The following is a 17,487-nucleotide window of genomic DNA, read 5'->3' as shown; positions in this document are numbered from 1 at the left end:
GCGCAGGGCAGAGAGATCGGTGTGAAGGCGTTTCCCTCGGTCACAAGTTGGGTCTTTCTGGTCTTGCGTGGTCTTCAATAACAAAGAGGTGTCTGATGGAAACCGTTGCCCCCCTGTGGCTCTGGGCCACTTTTGTGGCCATTGTGTTGGTGTCGTTGTTTGTGGATTTTGTGGTGCTCAAAAAGCAGGGCTCCCACGACATTGGTGTCAAGGAAGCGCTCAACTGGTCGATCATCTGGATCGCCCTGAGCTTTCTGTTCAATGGCCTGTTCTGGTGGGCCATCAAGGACACCACGGGTTCGGTCGAGATGGCGAACACCAAATCCCTGGAGTTCCTGACCGGTTACCTGATTGAAAAATCGTTAGCGGTGGACAACATCTTTGTCTTCTTGATGATCTTCACTTACTTTGCTGTGCCGACACAGTTTCAAAAGCGTGTGCTCATGATCGGCATCATCGGTGCCATCGTCCTGAGAACCGTGATGATTTTGGTGGGCGGCTGGTTGTTGGCTGAATTCCATTGGGTGCTCTATGTTTTCGGTGCGTTCCTGATCCTCACGGGTGTGAAGATGTGGTGGGCTGCAGGCAAAGAACCTGATCTGGAAGACAACCCGGCGCTCAAGCTGTTACGCAAGGTTTTGCCCGTCAGCAAAAACTACGACGGTGAAAACTTCTGGACGGTAGAAAACGGCAAGAAAATTGCCACCCCGCTGTTCATGGTGATCTGCTTGATTGCTCTGACGGACGTGATTTTTGCTGTGGATTCAATTCCGGCGATTTTCGCGATCACCTCAGATCCCTTCATCGTGCTGACCAGCAACGTGTTTGCGATTCTGGGTTTGCGTGCCATGTACTTCTTGCTCGCAGCAGTGGCCAACAAATTCCACCTGCTCAACTACGGCCTGGCTGTGATCCTCGTGTTCATCGGTACGAAGATGTGCTTGATCGATGTGTTCAAGATTCCGGTGGGTGTCTCGCTGGGTGTGGTGGTCGGTATCCTGGCCACGACCATGGTGCTGAGTGTTCGCTCGGCCAAAGCCTGATGCACTGAATCATCACCAAAGCCCCCGGGCGGCTCAAACCTGGGGGCTTTTTGTATTTCAGACTGAAGGGTTGTTCGACTGCAAGAGACGCTGCACCAAAGGGTGTTGGACTTTCTTTTCGGTGCCGATCGCGAAGAAGTTTTCCTTCACCCCTTCGCAAGGGCCCAGGCGCTGCACGTCATAGTGCGCCAACAATTCATCGTGCACCCATTCGGCAGCCGGGAAGACGCCCATGCCACTTTCACCAAAAGTTTTGAGCAGGGCGCTGTCTTCAAATTCCCCCACAATGCGTGGCGTGATGGCACGGTGCTCAAACCAGTGGTCCAAGCGGGTACGCACAGCAGTGTGGCCGGTGGGCAGCAACACCGGCACTTCGGCCAGGCTGGCCGGAAAATTCTTTTTGGCCGATTTGACCAGCGCAGCCGAGCCATACCAAGACACGCCTGAAGACCCCAGATCGTGGTTGTACAGCTTGATGTTGGCATTGCTCGGGGCAGGCCGGTCCGACAACACCACGTCCAAGCGGTGCAGAGCCAAGTCACCAAGCAGCTCATCAAACTCACCCTCGTGGCAAATCAAGCGCAAATGCGGTTCGCCCATCACCGGTTGCATGAGACGGCGCACCACCAGTTTGGGCAGGCCGTCAGAAATCCCAGCGGCCAGTCTCACAGTGGGTGAGCTCACGGCGTCACGCACTTTAGCCGGCAGGTTTTCACCCAATTGGAAAATTTGGTCTGCTTGTTGCATGGCCGCCAATCCCGCGTCGGTCAATGCCAAGCCTCTGCCAGCGGGTTTGAGCAAGGCATAGCCCAAAGACTTCTCCAACTCACGCACTTGTGCGCTGACCGTTTGCACCGCCATGTCGAGCTTGTCGGCGGCCCGTGTGATGCCCCCCTCTTTGGCAACGACCCAAAAATAATACAAGTGCTTGTAGTTGAAGGTGGTGCGCATGAGCAGTTTTTTTGAGAGGGTTGATCGGCCATTATCTTCTTTTGCAAGATTAAGTGCGATCTTAAATTGGGTTCACATTTCAAGCGCAAGACGTCATGGCTGCATGAGATCTTTGACTGAGCATCAAGTTGGACCCTAGAGGCGTTTTATCGCATTCCCGTTTGGGCCTGCTACGACGGCGAGCTCAGCGCTCAAATGCCCAGCTGTTTGGCAGCCAGCTCTTTCATGATCTCTTCGGCCCCGCCGCCGATCATCATCACCTTGACTTCTCGGTACACCCGCTCGCTGACGGTGCCGCGCATGTAGCCCATGCCGCCCAACATTTGCACGGCGGCATCGGCGCAAAACTGCATGGTTTGGGTGGCGTGGTTTTTCAGCAGGCAGACCTGCGCCACCCACGCGGCACCGGTCTGGCCCGCATCGGCTTGCTGCGTCACGGCATCGACCCAAGCTTGGGTCGACAAGATGCGCATTTGCATGTCCATCAACTTGTGGCGAATCGCCTGCCGCTCGATCAATGCAGCGCCAAAGGTCTGGCGTTGGCGGCTCCAGGCGAGGGCTTCGTCAAAGCAAGCCTGGGCAAAGCCCAGCGCCATGGCCGACATGGCCAGTCGTTCGCCATTGAAGTTGCCCATGATCATCTTGAAGCCTGCGCCTTCTTCGCCCAAGCGGTAGCGCTGAGGCACTCGCACGCCGTCAAAGCGCAGTTGCGCCGTGTCCGAGCTGTGCCAGCCCATCTTGTGCAGGCGTGTGCGTGAGATGCCGGGGGTGTTACCGGGCACCACGATCATCGAGATGCCACTGGCCCCCTTGCTGGCCGGGTTGGTGCGCACGGCCAGCGTGATCCAGTCGGCCCGCAGGCCCGAGGTGATGAACACTTTTTCACCGTCGATCACATAGTCGGCCCCATCGGCTCGGGCGGTGGTGCGCAGGCTGGCCACGTCCGAGCCGCCGCCGGGCTCGGTGATGGCCAGGGCGGCGATGCGTTCGCCGCGCAGCACCGGGGGCACCACTTCGGCTTGCAGCTCTGCGCTGCCATGCGCCATGACGGGCGGCAAGCCGATGTTGTGAGAAAACAGGCTGGCCATCACGCCGCCGCTGCCGCCGTGACGCGCCAGGGTTTGCGACAGCAGGTTGCGTGCACGCCAGGGTGCGGGTGTACCCCCTAAGTGTTCGGGGTAGCCCAGGCCCAGCAGGCCCAGATCGGCGGCTTGCTTGTAGAGGCTGCGGTCAAATTGACCCGCTTCTTCCCATGCGGGCACATGCGGGGCAATGGCTTGTTTGGCAAAGCGCTCCACCGTGGTCTGCAGGCTTTGCAGGTCTTCGGCTGTGAAATCAGCGGTGCTCATGCGGCGTCCTTCCATTGCACCAGCACCTGGCCAGGGCCCACTTGCTGGCCCACGCAGGCCGAAAGGCTGTGCACCACCGCATCGCGTGGGGCGCACAAAATGTGTTCTAGCTTCATCGACTCGATGACCAGCACGGCTTCGCCTTGCTTGACCTGTTGACCTTCTTGCACATGCAGCGCGATCAGCTTGCCGTTGAAGGGCGCGCGCAGAGACTGCGCGGCTTGTGCGCTGGCGCCCGTGCTGGGCGGGTTGTGGCTTTGGTCGGTGAGCCAGAGCTCAAAGCATGCGGGGCCTTGCAGCTGCACATGCCACTGCACAGCGTTGGTGGTGCCCCGGCATGCCACAGCTCGGGCTTGCCAGCGGCAGCCGTTCAAGTCGATGTGCAGTTGTTCAGCGATGCGCTGTACGCTGGCCTCGTGTGTGGCCTCGCTGGTTTGAATGCGCACACGGCCTTGCCCCAGTTCCTGCAGGTTCAGCGAGAGGGTGTCTGAGCCCAGCCCCAAGCGCACCGGCCGTGTGAACGGACTGGGCATGGCGGCGGCGGGTGATTGATCGGCGTAGAGCACAGCCAGCGCGGCCACGGTGCGGGCTTCGCTCGATGCTTGCAGGCTTTGGCGTACCGCATCGGCCTGTTCGGCGAGGAAAGGAATTAAGGCCTCACCCGCACGGAACACCGGGTGCTGCAAGCAGGCGGCCAAAAAGGCGCGGTTAGTGGGCAGGCCCAGAACAGTGGTCTGGTCTAAGCCCGTGCGCAGGCGGTCGATGGCTTCAGCGCGCGTGGGCGCTTGCGCGATCAGTTTGCCCAGCATCGAATCGTAGTGCGGCGTAACCACCGCACCCACATGCAGCGCATGGTCAAAACGCAAACCCTCGGGTGCTACAAACGATTGCACCGTGCCGGTCTGTGGCGTGAAGTGTTCGTCTTCGGCGCACAGGCGCACTTCGATGGCATGGCCTTGCAGGCGCACATCGGCTTGCGCCAGCGGCAAAGGCTCGCCGCGTGCGATGCGCAGTTGCCACTCCACCAGGTCCAGCCCGGTGAGCATCTCGGTCACCGGGTGCTCCACTTGCAGCCGGGTGTTCATCTCCATCAAATAGAAGGGCTTGTCAGCTTGGGCTTCATCCAGCAAAAATTCCACTGTGCCTGCGCCCACATAGCCCGCCGATTGAGCGAGTGCGGTGGCCGCTTGCCCGAGTTGCGCGCGGAGTGCCGCATCCACGGCAGGGCTGGGTGATTCTTCGATGATCTTTTGGTGGCGGCGCTGCACCGAGCAGTCGCGCTCGCCCAGGTGGATGCAGTGGCCATGCTGGTCGGCCATGATCTGCACCTCGATGTGGCGGGGGCGCAGCAAGGCGCGCTCCATCAGCAAGTCGCTATTGCCAAACCCAGCCAGCGCTTCAGAGCGTGCACTGTGCAGGGCGGGCAGAAGTTGCGCCATGTCGGTCACCAAGCGCATGCCCCGCCCACCGCCCCCGGCCACGGCTTTCACCATGAGTGGCAAGCCCAGCTGCTGTGCTTGTGCTGTGAAGGTGGCATCGCTCTGGTCCGCGCCAAAGTAGCCCGGCAGGCAAGGCACGCCATGTGTCATGGCCAATGCTTTGGCGGCCGACTTGCTGCCCAGCGCCCGGATGGCCGCAGGCGGCGGTCCGACCCAGGTCAGACCCGCGTCAATCACGGCTTGCGCAAACTCGGCGTTCTCGCTCAAAAAACCATAACCCGGGTGCACCGCATCGGCGCCGGTGGCCTGCGCGGCCGCCAGCAGCTTGTCGATGCGCAAATACGAGTCAGCGGACAGCGTACCGCCCAAAGCGAAAGTGGTGTTGGCTTCGTGCACATGCAGGGCGTTGCGGTCGGCGTCTGAATAAACGGCCACCGTTTGGATGCCCATGTGACGGGCGGTGCGGATCACGCGGCGGGCGATCTCGCCCCGGTTGGCGATCAGCAGGCGGGTGACTTGGGTGTGTGCGGTGTTAGGCATCGTGGCGGTCATGCGGTGTCCTTGCCAGAAAGTGTCCAAGGCGCAGGCTTTTTGCGTGCAAACGCAACCAGGCCTTGCGCGGCTTCGTTGCTGCGCAGGCCTTGTGCAAATGCGTGTGCAGCGGCATCGCGCAAATCAGGCACCGGGCCTCGCAGCTGCCGCAGCAATTGCTTGGTGCTGGCCACCGCGCCGGGTGCCGCACGCATGAGGCGCGTCAGTGTTTGTTGCCAAGCTTCATCGCTGTCCTCTTCAATCACCTCGTTGACCAGCCCCACTTGCAGCGCTTGCGCAGCGGTGTAGCTCAGGCCTTGCAGCAGGCACTGGCGTGCTGCGCTTTCGCCCAAGCGTTGCCACACAAAAGGCGCAATCTGCGCGGGCGGTAGGCCCAGCGTGACTTCGGGCGTACCCAGCACCGAGCGTGCTGTGGCCACCACATGGTCGGCGCAACACACCAGGCCAAAACCGCCGCCCATGGCCGCGCCATCCACCCGACACACCAGCAGCTGGGGCAGGGCGCTCAGCGCGTGCAACAGGTCGCCAAAGCTGCGGTTCATGGCCAGCAGCGGATCTGTTTCGCCATCCTGCAAAGGCTGGCCGATCAAGCTGGCAAAGCCGCCCAAGCTGCCGCCCGCACAAAAAGCACCGCCTGCGCCGGTCAACACCACGATGCGCAGCGTGGCATCTTGCGACGCACGCGCACAGGCTTGCAGCAAGCCGTCCACCACCGCATCGCTCAGGGCGTTGCGCGTGGCCGGGTCGTTCATCGTCCAGGTCTCGACCGGGCCCTGGCGTTCGGTCAACAAAGTGCTCATGCTTGTGGCCGCTTGGCAATGCCCATCATCTTGGCCAAGATGCCCAACATCACCTCGTCCGCACCGCCACCAATGGAGGCCAAACGCCCGTCGCGGTACATGCGCGAGACTTTGTTCTCCCAGGTGAAACCCATGCCGCCCCAGAACTGCAAGCAGGTGTCGGGCACCGTGCGGTTCAGGCGTCCGGCTTTGAGTTTGGCCATGGTGGCCCATTCGGTCACGTCTTCGCCCGCAATGTAGTGCTCACACGCCTGGTAGGTCAGGGCGCGCAGGCACTCCACATCGGCTTTGAGTTCGGCCAGCTTGAACTGCACCCACTGCTGGTCGGCCAGGGTGCTGCCAAACAACTTGCGCTCTTGTGCCCAGTCCACGGTCCACTGGATGCAGTTGGTCAGCGACTGCAGCGTGCTGGCCGCACACCACAAGCGCTCTTCCTGGAACTGCTGCATCTGGTAGATGAAGCCCTGGCCCTCGGCCCCAATGCGGTAGCGCTGGGGCACACGCACTTCGTCAAAATAAATCAAACCGGTGTCGCTGCTGTTCATGCCGATCTTTTTTATCTTCTTGCCCACCTCGATGCCGGGCAAAAGCTTGCCGTTTTCGCGCATGGGCACCATGACCAGGCTTTTATTTTTGTGGATGGGTCCTTCTCCCGTGTTGACCAGCATGCACATCCAGTCGGCCTGCAGGCTGTTGGTGATCCACATCTTCTGGCCGCTGATCACGTAGTCGTCGCCATCCTTGCGCGCCACGGTTTTGATGCCCGCCACATCGCTGCCCGCACCCGGCTCGCTCACACCAATGCAGCCCACCATGTCGCCCGCAATCGCTGGGGCCAAAAACTGGGCACGCAATTCGTCGCTGCCAAAACGCGCCAGCGCAGGCGTGGCCATGTCGGTCTGCACGCCAATCGCCATGGGAATGCCGCCGCAGTCGATGTGCCCCAGCGCCTCGGCCATGGCCATGCTGTAGGAATAGTCCAGCCCCGCGCCGCCAAAGGCTTCGGGCTTGGTCAGGCCCAAGAGGCCCAAGTTGCCCATCTTTTTGAAGACCTCATGCGCTGGAAAAATCTCGGCCGCTTCCCACTCGTCCACATGGGGGTTGATCTCGGCTTCGATGAAACGCTTGAGCGTGTTCTGGATCTCGCGGTGTTCGTGGGTGTATTGCATGGTGTGTCTCCGTGGGGTGGTTTCAGGGGTGCAGATCGAAGTGGCCAATGCTGTGCGCGTGTCCATTGAGGACGATCTCGACGGTGTGGCGGCCTGGGTGGTGGGTGCGGGTGCTCATTTGGCGCAGCGACAGTGTTTTTTCCAGCACGCCATGGCCGTATGCACCGATCTGTAGGGTGCTGCCTTTGAACACCTTGGGGCTGAGCGTGCCGTTGGCCTTGACGTAAAAAACGCGCCAATCGGCCAGGGCGCTGGCCGCCTGTGCAGTGGGGTTGTAAAGGGTGCAGTGCAGGGTCAGGCTGTCACCTATGCGGACTTTTGACGGGGTGATTTTGGTGCCTTGAATCTGAAGCTCCGACGGTTGCCCGTGGCCGAACAAGGCCAGCGCTTGTGCATCGCCGCGCTTGATGGCGGTGCGCAGGGCATGGCGCAGCAAGGCCTGCCGCGAGGCGGGTACTGGCGCATCGTCCAGCCATTGGCGGGCCGTGCCCGTGAGCAACTCCGGGTGGTCTTTGCCGATGTCATTCAGGTGGTTGGCCACCGAGCGGCGCACATACGATGAGCTGTCGTCACGCAATTGGGCCAACAAAGGCAGCACCGGAGACGGGTCACGGACAAAGTCCGGCAAGCGTGCTGCCCAGGGCAAGCGGGGCCGCGTGGCTTCACTCACGGCGCGGCGCACATGGGCGTTAGGGTCGCTGGCCCATTGCGCCAAGTGCGCCAAGGTGGCTTGTGTGTGCTGTTGCAAAAAAGGGCGCAGGCTGAATTCTGCCGTGAAGCGTTGGGTCAGCGCGTGCTGCGCCTGCATGGCTTCGGTCAAGTGGGCCAAGCCATGCTCGGCTATGTACATGCTGTGGGGCAAGTGATAAAAGCTGCTCGCCACATCGCCAGGGGCCACAGGTTCGCCGCGTGGGTCCAGCCCCATCGGCCGTCCCATGGTTTGGACCAAGAGCGGTGCCGCTTGCCGAAAATCGCCGGGCAAAAACTGCCTCAACACCACGCACAAACGGTGACCCCGGTCCATCAACCCCAGCTGTTCAAAGTCAGCTCCAAGGGCTCGCTGCCATGCAGCCTGGCTCAGCGTCGCACCTGCTGATTTCAGACGCTCACCCAATTGCAGGGCGTCAGTCATGGGCAGCAGGTGTTTCAGTTCGGTGGCCATGCGTCCGTTCTCACATGCGGGCCACGCCAAATGTCATGGCGCGGGGTTGGCGTGCTGCAGCTTCCAAGCAGGTGTCGAGGCAAAAGCTGAGCACGCTGCGCGTATCGCGCGGGTCGATCACGCCGTCGTCAAGCACCAAGCCGCTGGTGTAGAAGGCGTCGGCCTGCGCTTCAAACAGGGCCACGATCTTGTCGAACTGGGCCTGCATTTTTTCGGTGTCTGGCGTGATGCCTTTGCGTGCCATGCCGGCTTCCGCCACGATCTGCATGGTGCGTGCCGCTTGCTCGCCACCCATCACCGCCGTCTTGGCCCCCGGCCAGCTGAACAAAAAGCGTGGTGCATAACCCCGGCCGCACATGCCGTAGTTGCCCGCACCAAACGAGGCCCCGCACTGGATGGTGATCTGCGGCACGGTGGCGCTGGTCACTGCCTGGATCATCTTGGAGCCGTGTTTGATCATGCCGCCTTGCTCGCTGTCTTTGCCCACCATGTAGCCGGTGGTGTTTTGCAAATACACAATGGGGTGACCCAATTGGCACATCCACTGGATGAAGTGCGTGGCCTTGTTGGCCCCGGCCACATCGATGGGCCCGTTGTTGCTGATGATGCCCACGGCATGTCCGCCGATGCGCGCCTGTGCGCACACGGTGGCCGCGCCGAACAGCGGTTTGAATTCCAGAAAATCCGAGTCGTCCACCAAGCGCAAGATGACTTCGCGCATGTCGATGGGTTCGCGGTGGTGTGCGGGCATGAGGCCCAGAAGTTCTTCTGCGTCCAGGCGCGGGGGCTTGAACGTGTTGTTGTCTTTGCGTTGCGTGCTGCGCGCAGCCCAGTCCCAACGCGCCACCACATCGCGTGCGGTCCCCAGTGCCTGGCGGTCGTCTTCGCACAGGTATTCACCCAGGCCCGACACGCTGGTGTGCATCTCGGCCCCGCCCAGTTCTTCTTCGGTGGCCACTTCGCCCGTGGCGGCTTTGAGCAAAGGCGGCCCGGCCAGAAAGGCCCGCGATCGGCCGCGCACCATGATCACGGTGTCACTCAAGCCCGGCATGTAGGCCCCGCCTGCGGTGCCCGAGCCGTGTTGCACCGTGAGCACCGGCAAGCCCGCTGCCGACAAACGTGCCAAGTTGCGGAACAGGCTGCCGCCCAGCACAAAGCCCTCAACCTTGTACTGCATCAGGTTGGCCCCGGCGCTTTCGACCAGGTGCACAAATGGCAATTTGTTTTCGAGCGCCAATTCCTGCACGCGCAAAATCTTTTCAAGGCCGCGCGCCTGAATGGCCCCGGCTTCAATGCCCGAGTCGCTGGCCACCACCATGCAGCGCACGCCACTGATGAAGCCAATGCCCGCGATCATGCCGCCACCGGGCACCGATTTGGTGGGGTCGGGCGTGTCTTGCATAAAGCCCGCCAGCGCGCACAGCGGCAAAAACGGTGCACCCGGGTCCAGCAGCAAGGCCACACGTTCACGCGGCAGCAGTTGCCCGCGTTTGTCGAACACTGGTTTGGATTGGGCCGAGGCAAGCGCTGCGCGGTCTTGCAGGGCATGCCACTGCGCCAGACGGGCCAGCGCCGATTCGCGTCGCTGCTGCGCCACGGGGCTGTGCGGGTTCCAGGTGGATTCGAAGTTCATTGGAATACCTTGGGGGTCACGGCGCGGTGAAAGCCGTTAAACGGTTTGACGGCATCGCGTTCTTGAACATCGGCTTGGGCCACTCCTTGCTGCCAGCCCATGCGCATTTGCGGGCGGGCACCGTCCACACGCAGCACGGTGCCGCTGATGAAACTCGCTGCGGGTGACAACAAAAACACAATGGCTGCTGACGTTTCAGCTTCGGTGCCAAATCGGCCTTGCGGCACCGTGTTGCGCATTTCGCGCAGCATAGGGCCCGCCTCGGGTGGGTAGTGGTCCATGCCGCTGCTGGCGATGTAGCCTGGGGCCACGGCATTCACGCGCACGCCTTGTGCCGCCCATTCGAGCGCGGCGGTTTCTGTAAAGCTGACCATGCCTGCCCGCGCTGCGCCGCTGTGGCCCATGCCCGGCATCGAGCCCCACATGTCGGCCACGATGTTGACCACCGCACCGCCGTGCGCTTGCATGCTTTGGTTGAAGCACTCACGCGCCACGAGAAAGCCACCGGTGAGGTTGGTGTCGATCACCGCTTGCCAGCCTTTGGCGCTGGTTTTTGCCAAGGGCGAGATGTATTGCCCGCCCGCGTTGTTGACCAAGCCATGAATGCGCCCATGCTGCTGCACCACCTGCGCGACCATGGCTTTCACATCGTCTTCGCGCCGGATGTCGCAGCTGTGCCAAGTGGCTTGCCCACCATCACCCGTGATCTCTTGCGCGGTGGCGGTCAACTTGTCGGGGTTGCGGCCCACCAGCACCACATGCGCTCCCAGACTGGCCAGCTCGTGTGCGGTGCAGCGGCCAATGCCCGATCCGCCGCCGGTGACCAGGATGACTTGGCCTGTTAGCAAGCCGGGGGCAAAGACAGAGCGGTATGGCGTGGGTGTTGTCATTTGGGGTCTCTCAAAAACAAGGCCAGTGCGGCATCGGTCAAATCGTCCAGCGATGCACGTACGGGGCTTTTGGGTGTTGTTTGGGGTGCTGCTTTGGTTACGCGTTTGGCTGCTGTTTGAATTGGCGGCTGGTACCACTGAACCGCCCAATTGAGTGCGCCAAAAATCATTAAACGCGCCAGCTGCACCGGGGCCAGCAACTGGCCGCTGGCGTGCAGCGCTTGAAGCACTGGCGTCCAGGCGGCTTCGTAGTCGTCTTTGATTTTTGTGATGGTCTGGCGCTGCTCTGCGCTCAGGGATCGCCATTCGTAAAGCATCACCGGAATGAAATCGCTGTCAGGCCCCAGCAGCACATCGAACTGGTTGCGGATCAGGGCGCGCAATAGTTCTCGTGGGGGCAGGTCATCGGCCAGACCCGCGCGGGCGGTTTCTTGGCGCTGGCTGGCCTGCTTCATGCCTTCGACCATCACCGCCAGCAACAGGTCTTGTTTGTTGCCGAAGTGATAAAACGGCGAGCCCGGCTGCATGCCGACAAGCGCCGCAATCTCCCGGGTGCTGGTGGCGTCGTAACCCTTGCGGTGAAACAGCTGCGCTGCTGCCGAGATGAGCGCCTGACGCCTGTTGCCGTCGTCGCGCTCGCCCTCGGTCTTGCGGGGGCGACCGCGTGCGCGTTTGGGCTCGGCCAGCTCGGTCATGGCAGAAAACCTTCGCGACGAGGGCGTCGCTCCCACAAAGAGCATTGCTCCCACAAGGAGGAAGAAATGGCTGGCATTCAGCGCCCTGCCAAACCCATGCTGCGCGAGATCACTTCTTTCATGATCTCGTTGGTCCCGCCGTAGATGCGTTGCACGCGGGCGTCGGCATAGGCGCGGGTGATGGGGTATTCCCACATGTAGCCGTAGCCGCCGTGCAGCTGCACGCATTCGTCCATCACCTTGCACTGCAAATCCGAGCACCAGTACTTGGCCATGCTGGCCGTTGCCGTGTCCAGCTTGTCTTGCAGCAGCAACTCGCTGCACTTGTCCACGAACACACGCGCCACCTGCACCTCGGTCTGCAACTCGGCCAGGGTGTAGCGGGTGTTTTGGTAGTTGCCCACAGCCTGGCCAAACACCTTGCGGTCTTTCACGTACTGCACCGTCCAGTCGATGGCCGCTTGCGCTGCTGCAATGCCGCCAATCGCGATTTGCAGGCGTTCCCAAGGCAGCTGCTCCATCAGGCAAATGAAGCCCTTGCCCTGCATGGCCGCGCCACCCAGCAGTTGGTCGGCGCTGACCTTCACGTTGTCAAAAAACAATTCGGAAGTGTCTTGTGCCTTCAAGCCCAGCTTCTTCAAGCGCTTGCCTTTTTCAAAGCCAGGCGTGCCGCGCTCGATCAAAAACAAGCTGGTGCCTTTGGCTCCGGCGGCCGGGTCGGTCTTGGCCACCAAAATCACCAGATCGGCGTGCCAGCCGTTGGTGATGAAGGTCTTGCTGCCGTTGATGAGGTAAGTGCCATCCGGCTGCAGCATCGCTGTCGTTTTGACGCCTTGTAAGTCAGAGCCCGCAGCCGGTTCGCTCATGGCAATCGCACCCACCATCTCGCCGCTGGCCAGCTTGGGCAGGTACTTTTGCTTTTGCGCTTCGGTGCCGTAATGCAGGATGTAAGGGGCGACGATCTCGCTGTGCAGGCCGTAGCCAATGCCGGTGAAGCCTGCGCGAGACAACTCTTCCATCTGCACCACCGAATACAGCTTGTCCGCATCCGAGCCACCATAGGCTTCGGGCAATGTCATGCACAAAAAGCCGTTTTCACCGGCCTTGTCCCACACGGTGCGGTCCACATAGCCTTGCTCTTCCCAGGCCTCGTGGTGGGGGGCGATTTCCTTGTCCATGAAGCGGCGAAAGCTGTCGCGAAAGGCTTCGTGGTCGGCGGTAAAAAGGGTGCGTTCGATCATGGGTGTCACCTGTTGGACTGAAGATGGAAGATTTATACAAAGCGTTTGCTTGGTAAAAGTCTATACTGAATGCAGAACCCCACAACACAGGGCAAACCCCTTGATGACCCCCAGGAGACATTCATGAGCGAAGCATTTGTTTATGACGCCATACGCACACCGCGTGGCAAAGGCAAAAAAGACGGCAGCTTGCACGAAGTCAAGCCGATCAGCTTGCTGTCGGGCGTGCTGCGCGAGCTGCAAAGCCGCAACCAGTTCGACACCGCTGCGGTAGACGACGTGGTCATGGGCGTGGTCTCGCCGATTGGTGAACAAGGCTCGGTCATCCCCAAAGTGGCGGCGCTGGCAGCGGGCTGGGACTGGCGCTGTTCGGGCGTGCAGCTCAACCGCTTTTGTGCCTCGGGCCTGGAAGCGGTCAACATGGCTGCCATGAAAGTGCGCAGCGGCTGGGAAGACCTGGTCGTCGCTGGTGGCGTTGAAAGCATGAGCCGCGTGCCGATTGGTGCGGACGGCGGCGCTTGGGCACAAGACCCCGAGACCAACAGCGCCACGCTGTTTGTGCCACAGGGCATTGGCGCTGACCTGATCGCCACCATGAGTGGCTTCAGCCGCCACGATGTGGATGCCTTCGCGGTCGAGTCGCAAAAGCGCGCCACGGCCGCGCGTGCGGCGGGTTACTTCGACCGCTCGGTTGTGCCGGTCAAAGACAAGCTCGGGCAGGTCATCCTGGCGAAAGACGAATTCATCAAACCCAGCACCACGGTGGAAACACTGGGCGGCCTCAAAGCCTCGTTTGAACAACTGGGCGCGATGGGCTTTGACGCCGTGGCCTTGCAGCGTTACCCGCAGGTCGAGCGCATCCACCATGTGCACCACGCGGGCAACTCGTCCGGCATTGTGGACGGCGCAGCGGCGGTGCTGATCGGGTCGGAGGCCGCAGGCAAAACCCATGGCCTCACACCGCGTGCCCGCATCGTGTCGGTGGCTTTGTCGGGCGCTGACCCGACCATCATGCTCACAGGCCCCATGCCCGCTGCCCGCAAGGCGCTGGCCAAGGCGGGCCTGACCATTGACCAGATCGATTTGTTCGAGGTGAACGAAGCCTTTGCCGCCGTGCCCATGAAGTTCATGCAAGAGATGGGCGTGTCGCATGACAAAGTGAACGTCAACGGTGGCGCGATCGCCATGGGCCACCCGCTCGGGGCCACGGGCGCGATGATTCTGGGCATCCTGATCGACGAGCTGCACCGCCGCCAATTGCGTTACGGCTTGGCCACTTTGTGTGTGGGCGGCGGCATGGGCATCGCCACCATCGTTGAACGCGTTTGACAGGGGAGACACCATCATGATTTTGAAAACACTGCGCTACGAACTGGCGAACGGTATCGCCACCATCACCTTTGACGAGCAAGGCTCGCCGGTCAACACCATGTGCCTGCAATGGCAGGCCGACCTGACCCAGGCGGCTGAGCAGGTGGCCAAAGACAAGGCGGCATTGAAAGGCGTCATCCTGGCCTCTGCCAAGTCAACCTTTTTTGCGGGGGCCGACCTCAAGGGCGTGATGCGCTCCAAAGCCTCAGACGGCCCGCGTGTCTTTGCCGACATCGAAGGCATCAAGAAAGCTTTCCGCACCATCGAGACGCAAGGGGTTCCCGTGGTCAGTTGCCTCAACGGCTCGGCTCTGGGTGGCGGCTGGGAGGTGGCGCTGATCGGCCACTACCGCATCGCCACGGCCAACCCCAAAACGCAGTTCGGCCTGCCCGAAGTCACGCTGGGCTTGATTCCCGGTGGTGGCGGCATCACCAAGATGACGCGCCAACTGGGCCTGCTGGCCGCGCAGCCCTATGTGCTGGAGAGCAAACTCTTTGGGCCTGAAGAAGCGCAAAAGCTGGGCCTGGTGCACGAGATCGTGGCCAGCGACGACGAGCTGCGCCCCCGCGCTCTGGCGTACATCGCGGCAAGCCAAGGCCAGCCCGAAGCCGCCCAACACCTGTGGGACCGCAAGGACTACAAAATGCCCGGCGGCACGCCGAGCAACCCCAAGATCGCGGGCATGCTGAGTGTGGCCCCTGCAGTGCTCAAGCAAAAAACACGCGGCCTGTACCCCGCACCCGAAGCGGCGCTGGCCGCCATGGTCGAAGGTGCGATGGTGGACTTTGACACCGCCATGCGCATCGAAAGCCGTTACCTCGCAGGGCTCATGACCAGCTCGGTGGCGCGCAACATGATCAACACCTTCTTCTTCAACATGAACAGCATCAAGGGCGGCCAAAGCCGCCCCAAGGCTGCACCGCGCTACAAGCCCCAAAAAGTGGGCATTTTGGGTGCGGGCATGATGGGCTCGGGCATCGCGTATTCACAAGCCAGTCGGGGCATAGCCACGGTGCTCAAAGATGTGAGCTTGGAAGCCGCAGAAAAAGGCAAGGCCTACAGCCACAAGCTCACGCAAAAGCGCGTGGACAAAGGCCGCATGACGGCTGACAAACAAGCGGCCTTGATGTCACTCATCCAGCCCACGGCCAGCGCCGCAGACCTCAAAGGCTGCGACCTGATCATCGAGGCCGTGTTTGAAAACCGCGAACTCAAAGCCAAGGTCACGCAAGAGGCCGAGCCCATGCTCGCCGAAGGCGGTTTCTTTGCCAGCAACACCTCGACCTTGCCCATCAGTGGTCTGGCCACGGCCAGCGCCAACGCGAACAAATTCGTCGGCATCCACTTCTTCAGCCCCGTCGACAAGATGCAGCTGGTGGAGATCATTCGTGGCGCGCAGACCGACGACGAAACCATCGCCCGTGCGTACGACTACGTGCAGGCGCTGGGCAAGCTGCCGATTGTGGTGAACGACTCACGCGGCTTTTACACCAGCCGCACCTTTGGCACCTTTGTGATGGAAGGCGCGGCCATGCTGGGCGAGGGCATCCCCGCCCCGGTGATCGAAAACCTGGCCATGCAAGTGGGCATGCCCGTGGGGCCGCTGGCCGTGCTGGACGAAACTGCGCTGTCGCTGTCGGTTCATGTGCTGGACCAAACCCGAGAAGACTTTGCCAAAGAAGGTAAAACGCACACCGCCACACCCGGCGAGCTGTTTGTGGAGCGCATGGTCAAAGAACTCAAGCGCCCCGGCCGCGCCGCAGGCGGTGGTTTTTACGACTACCCCGCTGGTCAAAAGAAAGTGCTGTGGCCCGAGCTCAAAACCCGTTTTGAAAAAGCCGACGTGACCTACAGCCAGCAAGACATCAAAGACCGCCTGCTGTACCGCCAAGCCGTGGAAACCGCCCGCTGCCTGCAAGAAGGCGTGCTGACCTCGGTGCACGACGGCAACATCGGTTCGATCTTCGGCATCGGCTTTCCGGCCTGGACAGGTGGCGCGTTGCAGTTCATCTATGGCCAAGGCGTGGATGCGTTTGCCAAGCGTTGTGCTGAACTGGCCGCGAAGTATGGCGCGGGCTTTGTGCTGACGGCGGAAGTGATTGCGAGCTTGAAGCAGCACCAGCCGGTGTATTGAGTTACAGGCCCGGAAGGGCTTGCAAGTCAAAACGCAGCACCCGGGATATTGGGTGCTGCGTTTTTACTTTTGCACACTCCATAGCCGGTTTGCATCAAGCAGCTTGAGAAGGCTTGGGGCCAGTTGAACCACGAATGGTTTTACGATGTATGCCACTTAGTGGCATAATTTAAATCATGCGCCGCGTCTTCAAAACCCGCCAATTTGCCAAATGGATGCGTAAAACCGATCTGACGGATGACGCTTTGTGCTTAGCCGTGAGCGAGATGGTCAGTGGCTTGGTGGATGCTGATTTGGGTGGTGATGTGCTCAAGAAGCGCGTTGCTTTGCCTGGTCGCGGAAAGCGGGGTGGCGCCCGCACATTGGTGGCGACGCGCAGGGCCAGCCGTTGGTTTTTTGTGTTCGGGTTCGAGAAGAACGAAAAGGCCAATGTGTCCCGCGTTGAGCTGGAATCTTTGCAGTGGCTGGCCAAACAACTGCTGGACTTGTCCGGGGCTCAGCTTGAAGTCGCGGTGCAAGACGGTTCATTACAGGAGATTTACCATGAGCACTGAAGCGAAACCCAAGGCCAAACCCCAAACCGCCAGCCGCGTGTTGGAAACGGTTTACGAAACAGCGGCCGATCTGGAGCGTTTGGGATTCATCGACAAGCGCAAGATGCAAAAGCTCGACGCGCTGTGCATGGAGCCGATTGCGCCGTATGACAGCGTGCAAATCCGTGCCTTGCGCGAGCAGCACAACCTGAGTCAGACGGTGATGGCCTCGGTGCTCAACACCAGTGCATCCACAGTTCGCAAATGGGAGATCGGCGAAAAGCATCCCAGCGGCCCGTCTCTCAAGTTGCTGAACTTACTGGACCGAAAGGGGTTGGATGCTTTGCTGTGATGCGTCTGCGCGAGTTCAAAGGCGCGGTGGACGAGCGTGTACTCGATTCCATTGGCTGCTGAAAGAACTTCGCGTGAGCTTCTTCGCCTAGTAACTGCACACCTCACAGCCTGCAAGCATCAAGCAGCTGGAGAATGCTTGGGGGCGGTTGAATTCGCCTAGAAAGGAACACC

The 17,487-nt window shown here is 61.1% G+C and carries 15 protein-coding genes; 5 read left to right on the top strand and 10 right to left on the bottom strand.

Features of this window, described 5'->3' with window-relative positions; genetic code table 11:
- The first annotated feature begins 95 nt into the window (after positions 1–95).
- On the top strand, positions 96–1,043 hold the full coding sequence (locus B9Z40_RS04555) for a TerC family protein (RefSeq protein ID WP_100172089.1): 948 nt from the start codon (positions 96–98) through the stop codon (positions 1,041–1,043).
- A 57-nt stretch (positions 1,044–1,100) separates the two neighbouring features.
- Here B9Z40_RS04555 and B9Z40_RS04550 read toward each other — a convergent pair whose 3' ends face one another.
- The 10 genes from B9Z40_RS04550 to B9Z40_RS04505 all read right to left on the bottom strand — a co-directional run bounded on the left by B9Z40_RS04550 (position 1,101) and on the right by B9Z40_RS04505 (position 12,924).
- Positions 1,101–1,994 (bottom strand): LysR family transcriptional regulator, encoded by an 894-nt coding sequence (locus B9Z40_RS04550; protein ID WP_100172088.1) that lies wholly within the window; start codon positions 1,992–1,994, stop codon positions 1,101–1,103.
- Positions 1,995–2,185: 191 nt separating this feature from the next.
- Positions 2,186–3,343, bottom strand: coding sequence for an acyl-CoA dehydrogenase family protein (locus B9Z40_RS04545; protein WP_100172916.1), 1,158 nt, complete (start codon positions 3,341–3,343; stop codon positions 2,186–2,188).
- Positions 3,340–5,334: a biotin carboxylase N-terminal domain-containing protein gene (locus tag B9Z40_RS04540; RefSeq protein ID WP_233204784.1), complete on the bottom strand. Its 1,995-nt coding sequence runs from the start codon at positions 5,332–5,334 to the stop codon at positions 3,340–3,342. The genes B9Z40_RS04545 and B9Z40_RS04540 overlap by 4 nt, the downstream gene beginning before the upstream one ends.
- Entirely contained in the window at positions 5,331–6,134 is an 804-nt protein-coding gene (locus B9Z40_RS04535; RefSeq protein ID WP_100172087.1) for an enoyl-CoA hydratase/isomerase family protein, read from the bottom strand. The genes B9Z40_RS04540 and B9Z40_RS04535 overlap by 4 nt, the downstream gene beginning before the upstream one ends.
- Positions 6,131–7,303 carry an acyl-CoA dehydrogenase family protein gene (locus B9Z40_RS04530; RefSeq protein ID WP_100172086.1) on the bottom strand — a complete coding sequence of 391 codons (1,173 nt, stop codon included), beginning with the start codon at positions 7,301–7,303 and terminating at the stop codon, positions 6,131–6,133. Before B9Z40_RS04530 ends, B9Z40_RS04535 begins: the two co-directional genes overlap by 4 nt.
- Before the next feature lie 22 nt (positions 7,304–7,325).
- Positions 7,326–8,465: a DNA alkylation repair protein gene (locus tag B9Z40_RS04525; RefSeq protein ID WP_100172085.1), complete on the bottom strand. Its 1,140-nt coding sequence runs from the start codon at positions 8,463–8,465 to the stop codon at positions 7,326–7,328.
- Between the two features lie 10 nt (positions 8,466–8,475).
- Complete coding sequence (locus B9Z40_RS04520; protein WP_100172084.1) at positions 8,476–10,098, bottom strand: acyl-CoA carboxylase subunit beta; 1,623 nt, start codon at positions 10,096–10,098, stop codon at positions 8,476–8,478.
- Positions 10,095–10,988, bottom strand: coding sequence for an SDR family oxidoreductase (locus B9Z40_RS04515; protein ID WP_100172083.1), 894 nt, complete (start codon positions 10,986–10,988; stop codon positions 10,095–10,097). Before B9Z40_RS04515 ends, B9Z40_RS04520 begins: the two co-directional genes overlap by 4 nt.
- A complete protein-coding gene (locus tag B9Z40_RS04510; RefSeq protein ID WP_100172082.1) occupies positions 10,985–11,683 on the bottom strand; it encodes a TetR/AcrR family transcriptional regulator in 699 nt (232 codons plus the stop codon). Before B9Z40_RS04510 ends, B9Z40_RS04515 begins: the two co-directional genes overlap by 4 nt.
- 77 nt (positions 11,684–11,760) lie before the next feature.
- Complete coding sequence (locus B9Z40_RS04505) at positions 11,761–12,924, bottom strand: acyl-CoA dehydrogenase family protein (RefSeq protein ID WP_100172081.1); 1,164 nt, start codon at positions 12,922–12,924, stop codon at positions 11,761–11,763.
- A gap of 123 nt (positions 12,925–13,047) precedes the next feature.
- Between B9Z40_RS04505 and B9Z40_RS04500 the strand changes: the two genes are divergently transcribed.
- The 4 genes from B9Z40_RS04500 (at position 13,048) to B9Z40_RS04485 (ending at position 17,314) form a co-directional block, all read left to right on the top strand.
- Complete coding sequence (locus B9Z40_RS04500) at positions 13,048–14,253, top strand: acetyl-CoA C-acetyltransferase (RefSeq protein ID WP_100172913.1); 1,206 nt, start codon at positions 13,048–13,050, stop codon at positions 14,251–14,253.
- 22 nt (positions 14,254–14,275) lie between these two features.
- Positions 14,276–16,429, top strand: coding sequence for a 3-hydroxyacyl-CoA dehydrogenase NAD-binding domain-containing protein (locus B9Z40_RS04495; protein WP_100172914.1), 2,154 nt, complete (start codon positions 14,276–14,278; stop codon positions 16,427–16,429).
- 176 nt (positions 16,430–16,605) lie between these two features.
- Positions 16,606–16,983 (top strand): type II toxin-antitoxin system RelE/ParE family toxin, encoded by a 378-nt coding sequence (locus B9Z40_RS04490; protein WP_100172080.1) that lies wholly within the window; start codon positions 16,606–16,608, stop codon positions 16,981–16,983.
- A complete protein-coding gene (locus tag B9Z40_RS04485; RefSeq protein WP_100172079.1) occupies positions 16,973–17,314 on the top strand; it encodes a DNA-binding transcriptional regulator in 342 nt (113 codons plus the stop codon). The genes B9Z40_RS04490 and B9Z40_RS04485 overlap by 11 nt, the downstream gene beginning before the upstream one ends.
- The last annotated feature ends 173 nt before the right edge of the window (positions 17,315–17,487 follow it).

It is taken from the genome of Limnohabitans sp. 15K (assembly GCF_002778285.1).
GTDB lineage: Bacteria > Pseudomonadota > Gammaproteobacteria > Burkholderiales > Burkholderiaceae_C > Limnohabitans_A.
Note: the sequence above shows the minus strand (reverse complement) of the source record. Positions and strands in the feature narration are given on the sequence as shown.

Excerpts from the sequence above, each read along its gene's own strand:
- B9Z40_RS04535 (WP_100172087.1), bottom strand. The coding sequence starts at position 6,134 with ATGAGCACTTTGTTGACCGAACGCCAGGGCCCGGTCGAGACCTGGACG.
- B9Z40_RS04525 (WP_100172085.1), bottom strand. The coding sequence starts at position 8,465 with ATGGCCACCGAACTGAAACACCTGCTGCCCATGACTGACGCCCTGCAA.
- B9Z40_RS04485 (WP_100172079.1), top strand. The coding sequence starts at position 16,973 with ATGAGCACTGAAGCGAAACCCAAGGCCAAACCCCAAACCGCCAGCCGC.
- B9Z40_RS04540 (WP_233204784.1), bottom strand. The coding sequence starts at position 5,334 with ATGACCGCCACGATGCCTAACACCGCACACACCCAAGTCACCCGCCTG.
- B9Z40_RS04490 (WP_100172080.1), top strand. The coding sequence starts at position 16,606 with ATGCGCCGCGTCTTCAAAACCCGCCAATTTGCCAAATGGATGCGTAAA.
- B9Z40_RS04530 (WP_100172086.1), bottom strand. The coding sequence starts at position 7,303 with ATGCAATACACCCACGAACACCGCGAGATCCAGAACACGCTCAAGCGT.
- B9Z40_RS04500 (WP_100172913.1), top strand. The coding sequence starts at position 13,048 with ATGAGCGAAGCATTTGTTTATGACGCCATACGCACACCGCGTGGCAAA.
- B9Z40_RS04515 (WP_100172083.1), bottom strand. The coding sequence starts at position 10,988 with ATGACAACACCCACGCCATACCGCTCTGTCTTTGCCCCCGGCTTGCTA.
- B9Z40_RS04505 (WP_100172081.1), bottom strand. The coding sequence starts at position 12,924 with ATGATCGAACGCACCCTTTTTACCGCCGACCACGAAGCCTTTCGCGAC.
- B9Z40_RS04545 (WP_100172916.1), bottom strand. The coding sequence starts at position 3,343 with ATGAGCACCGCTGATTTCACAGCCGAAGACCTGCAAAGCCTGCAGACC.
- B9Z40_RS04555 (WP_100172089.1), top strand. The coding sequence starts at position 96 with ATGGAAACCGTTGCCCCCCTGTGGCTCTGGGCCACTTTTGTGGCCATT.
- B9Z40_RS04510 (WP_100172082.1), bottom strand. The coding sequence starts at position 11,683 with ATGACCGAGCTGGCCGAGCCCAAACGCGCACGCGGTCGCCCCCGCAAG.
- B9Z40_RS04550 (WP_100172088.1), bottom strand. The coding sequence starts at position 1,994 with ATGCGCACCACCTTCAACTACAAGCACTTGTATTATTTTTGGGTCGTT.
- B9Z40_RS04520 (WP_100172084.1), bottom strand. The coding sequence starts at position 10,098 with ATGAACTTCGAATCCACCTGGAACCCGCACAGCCCCGTGGCGCAGCAG.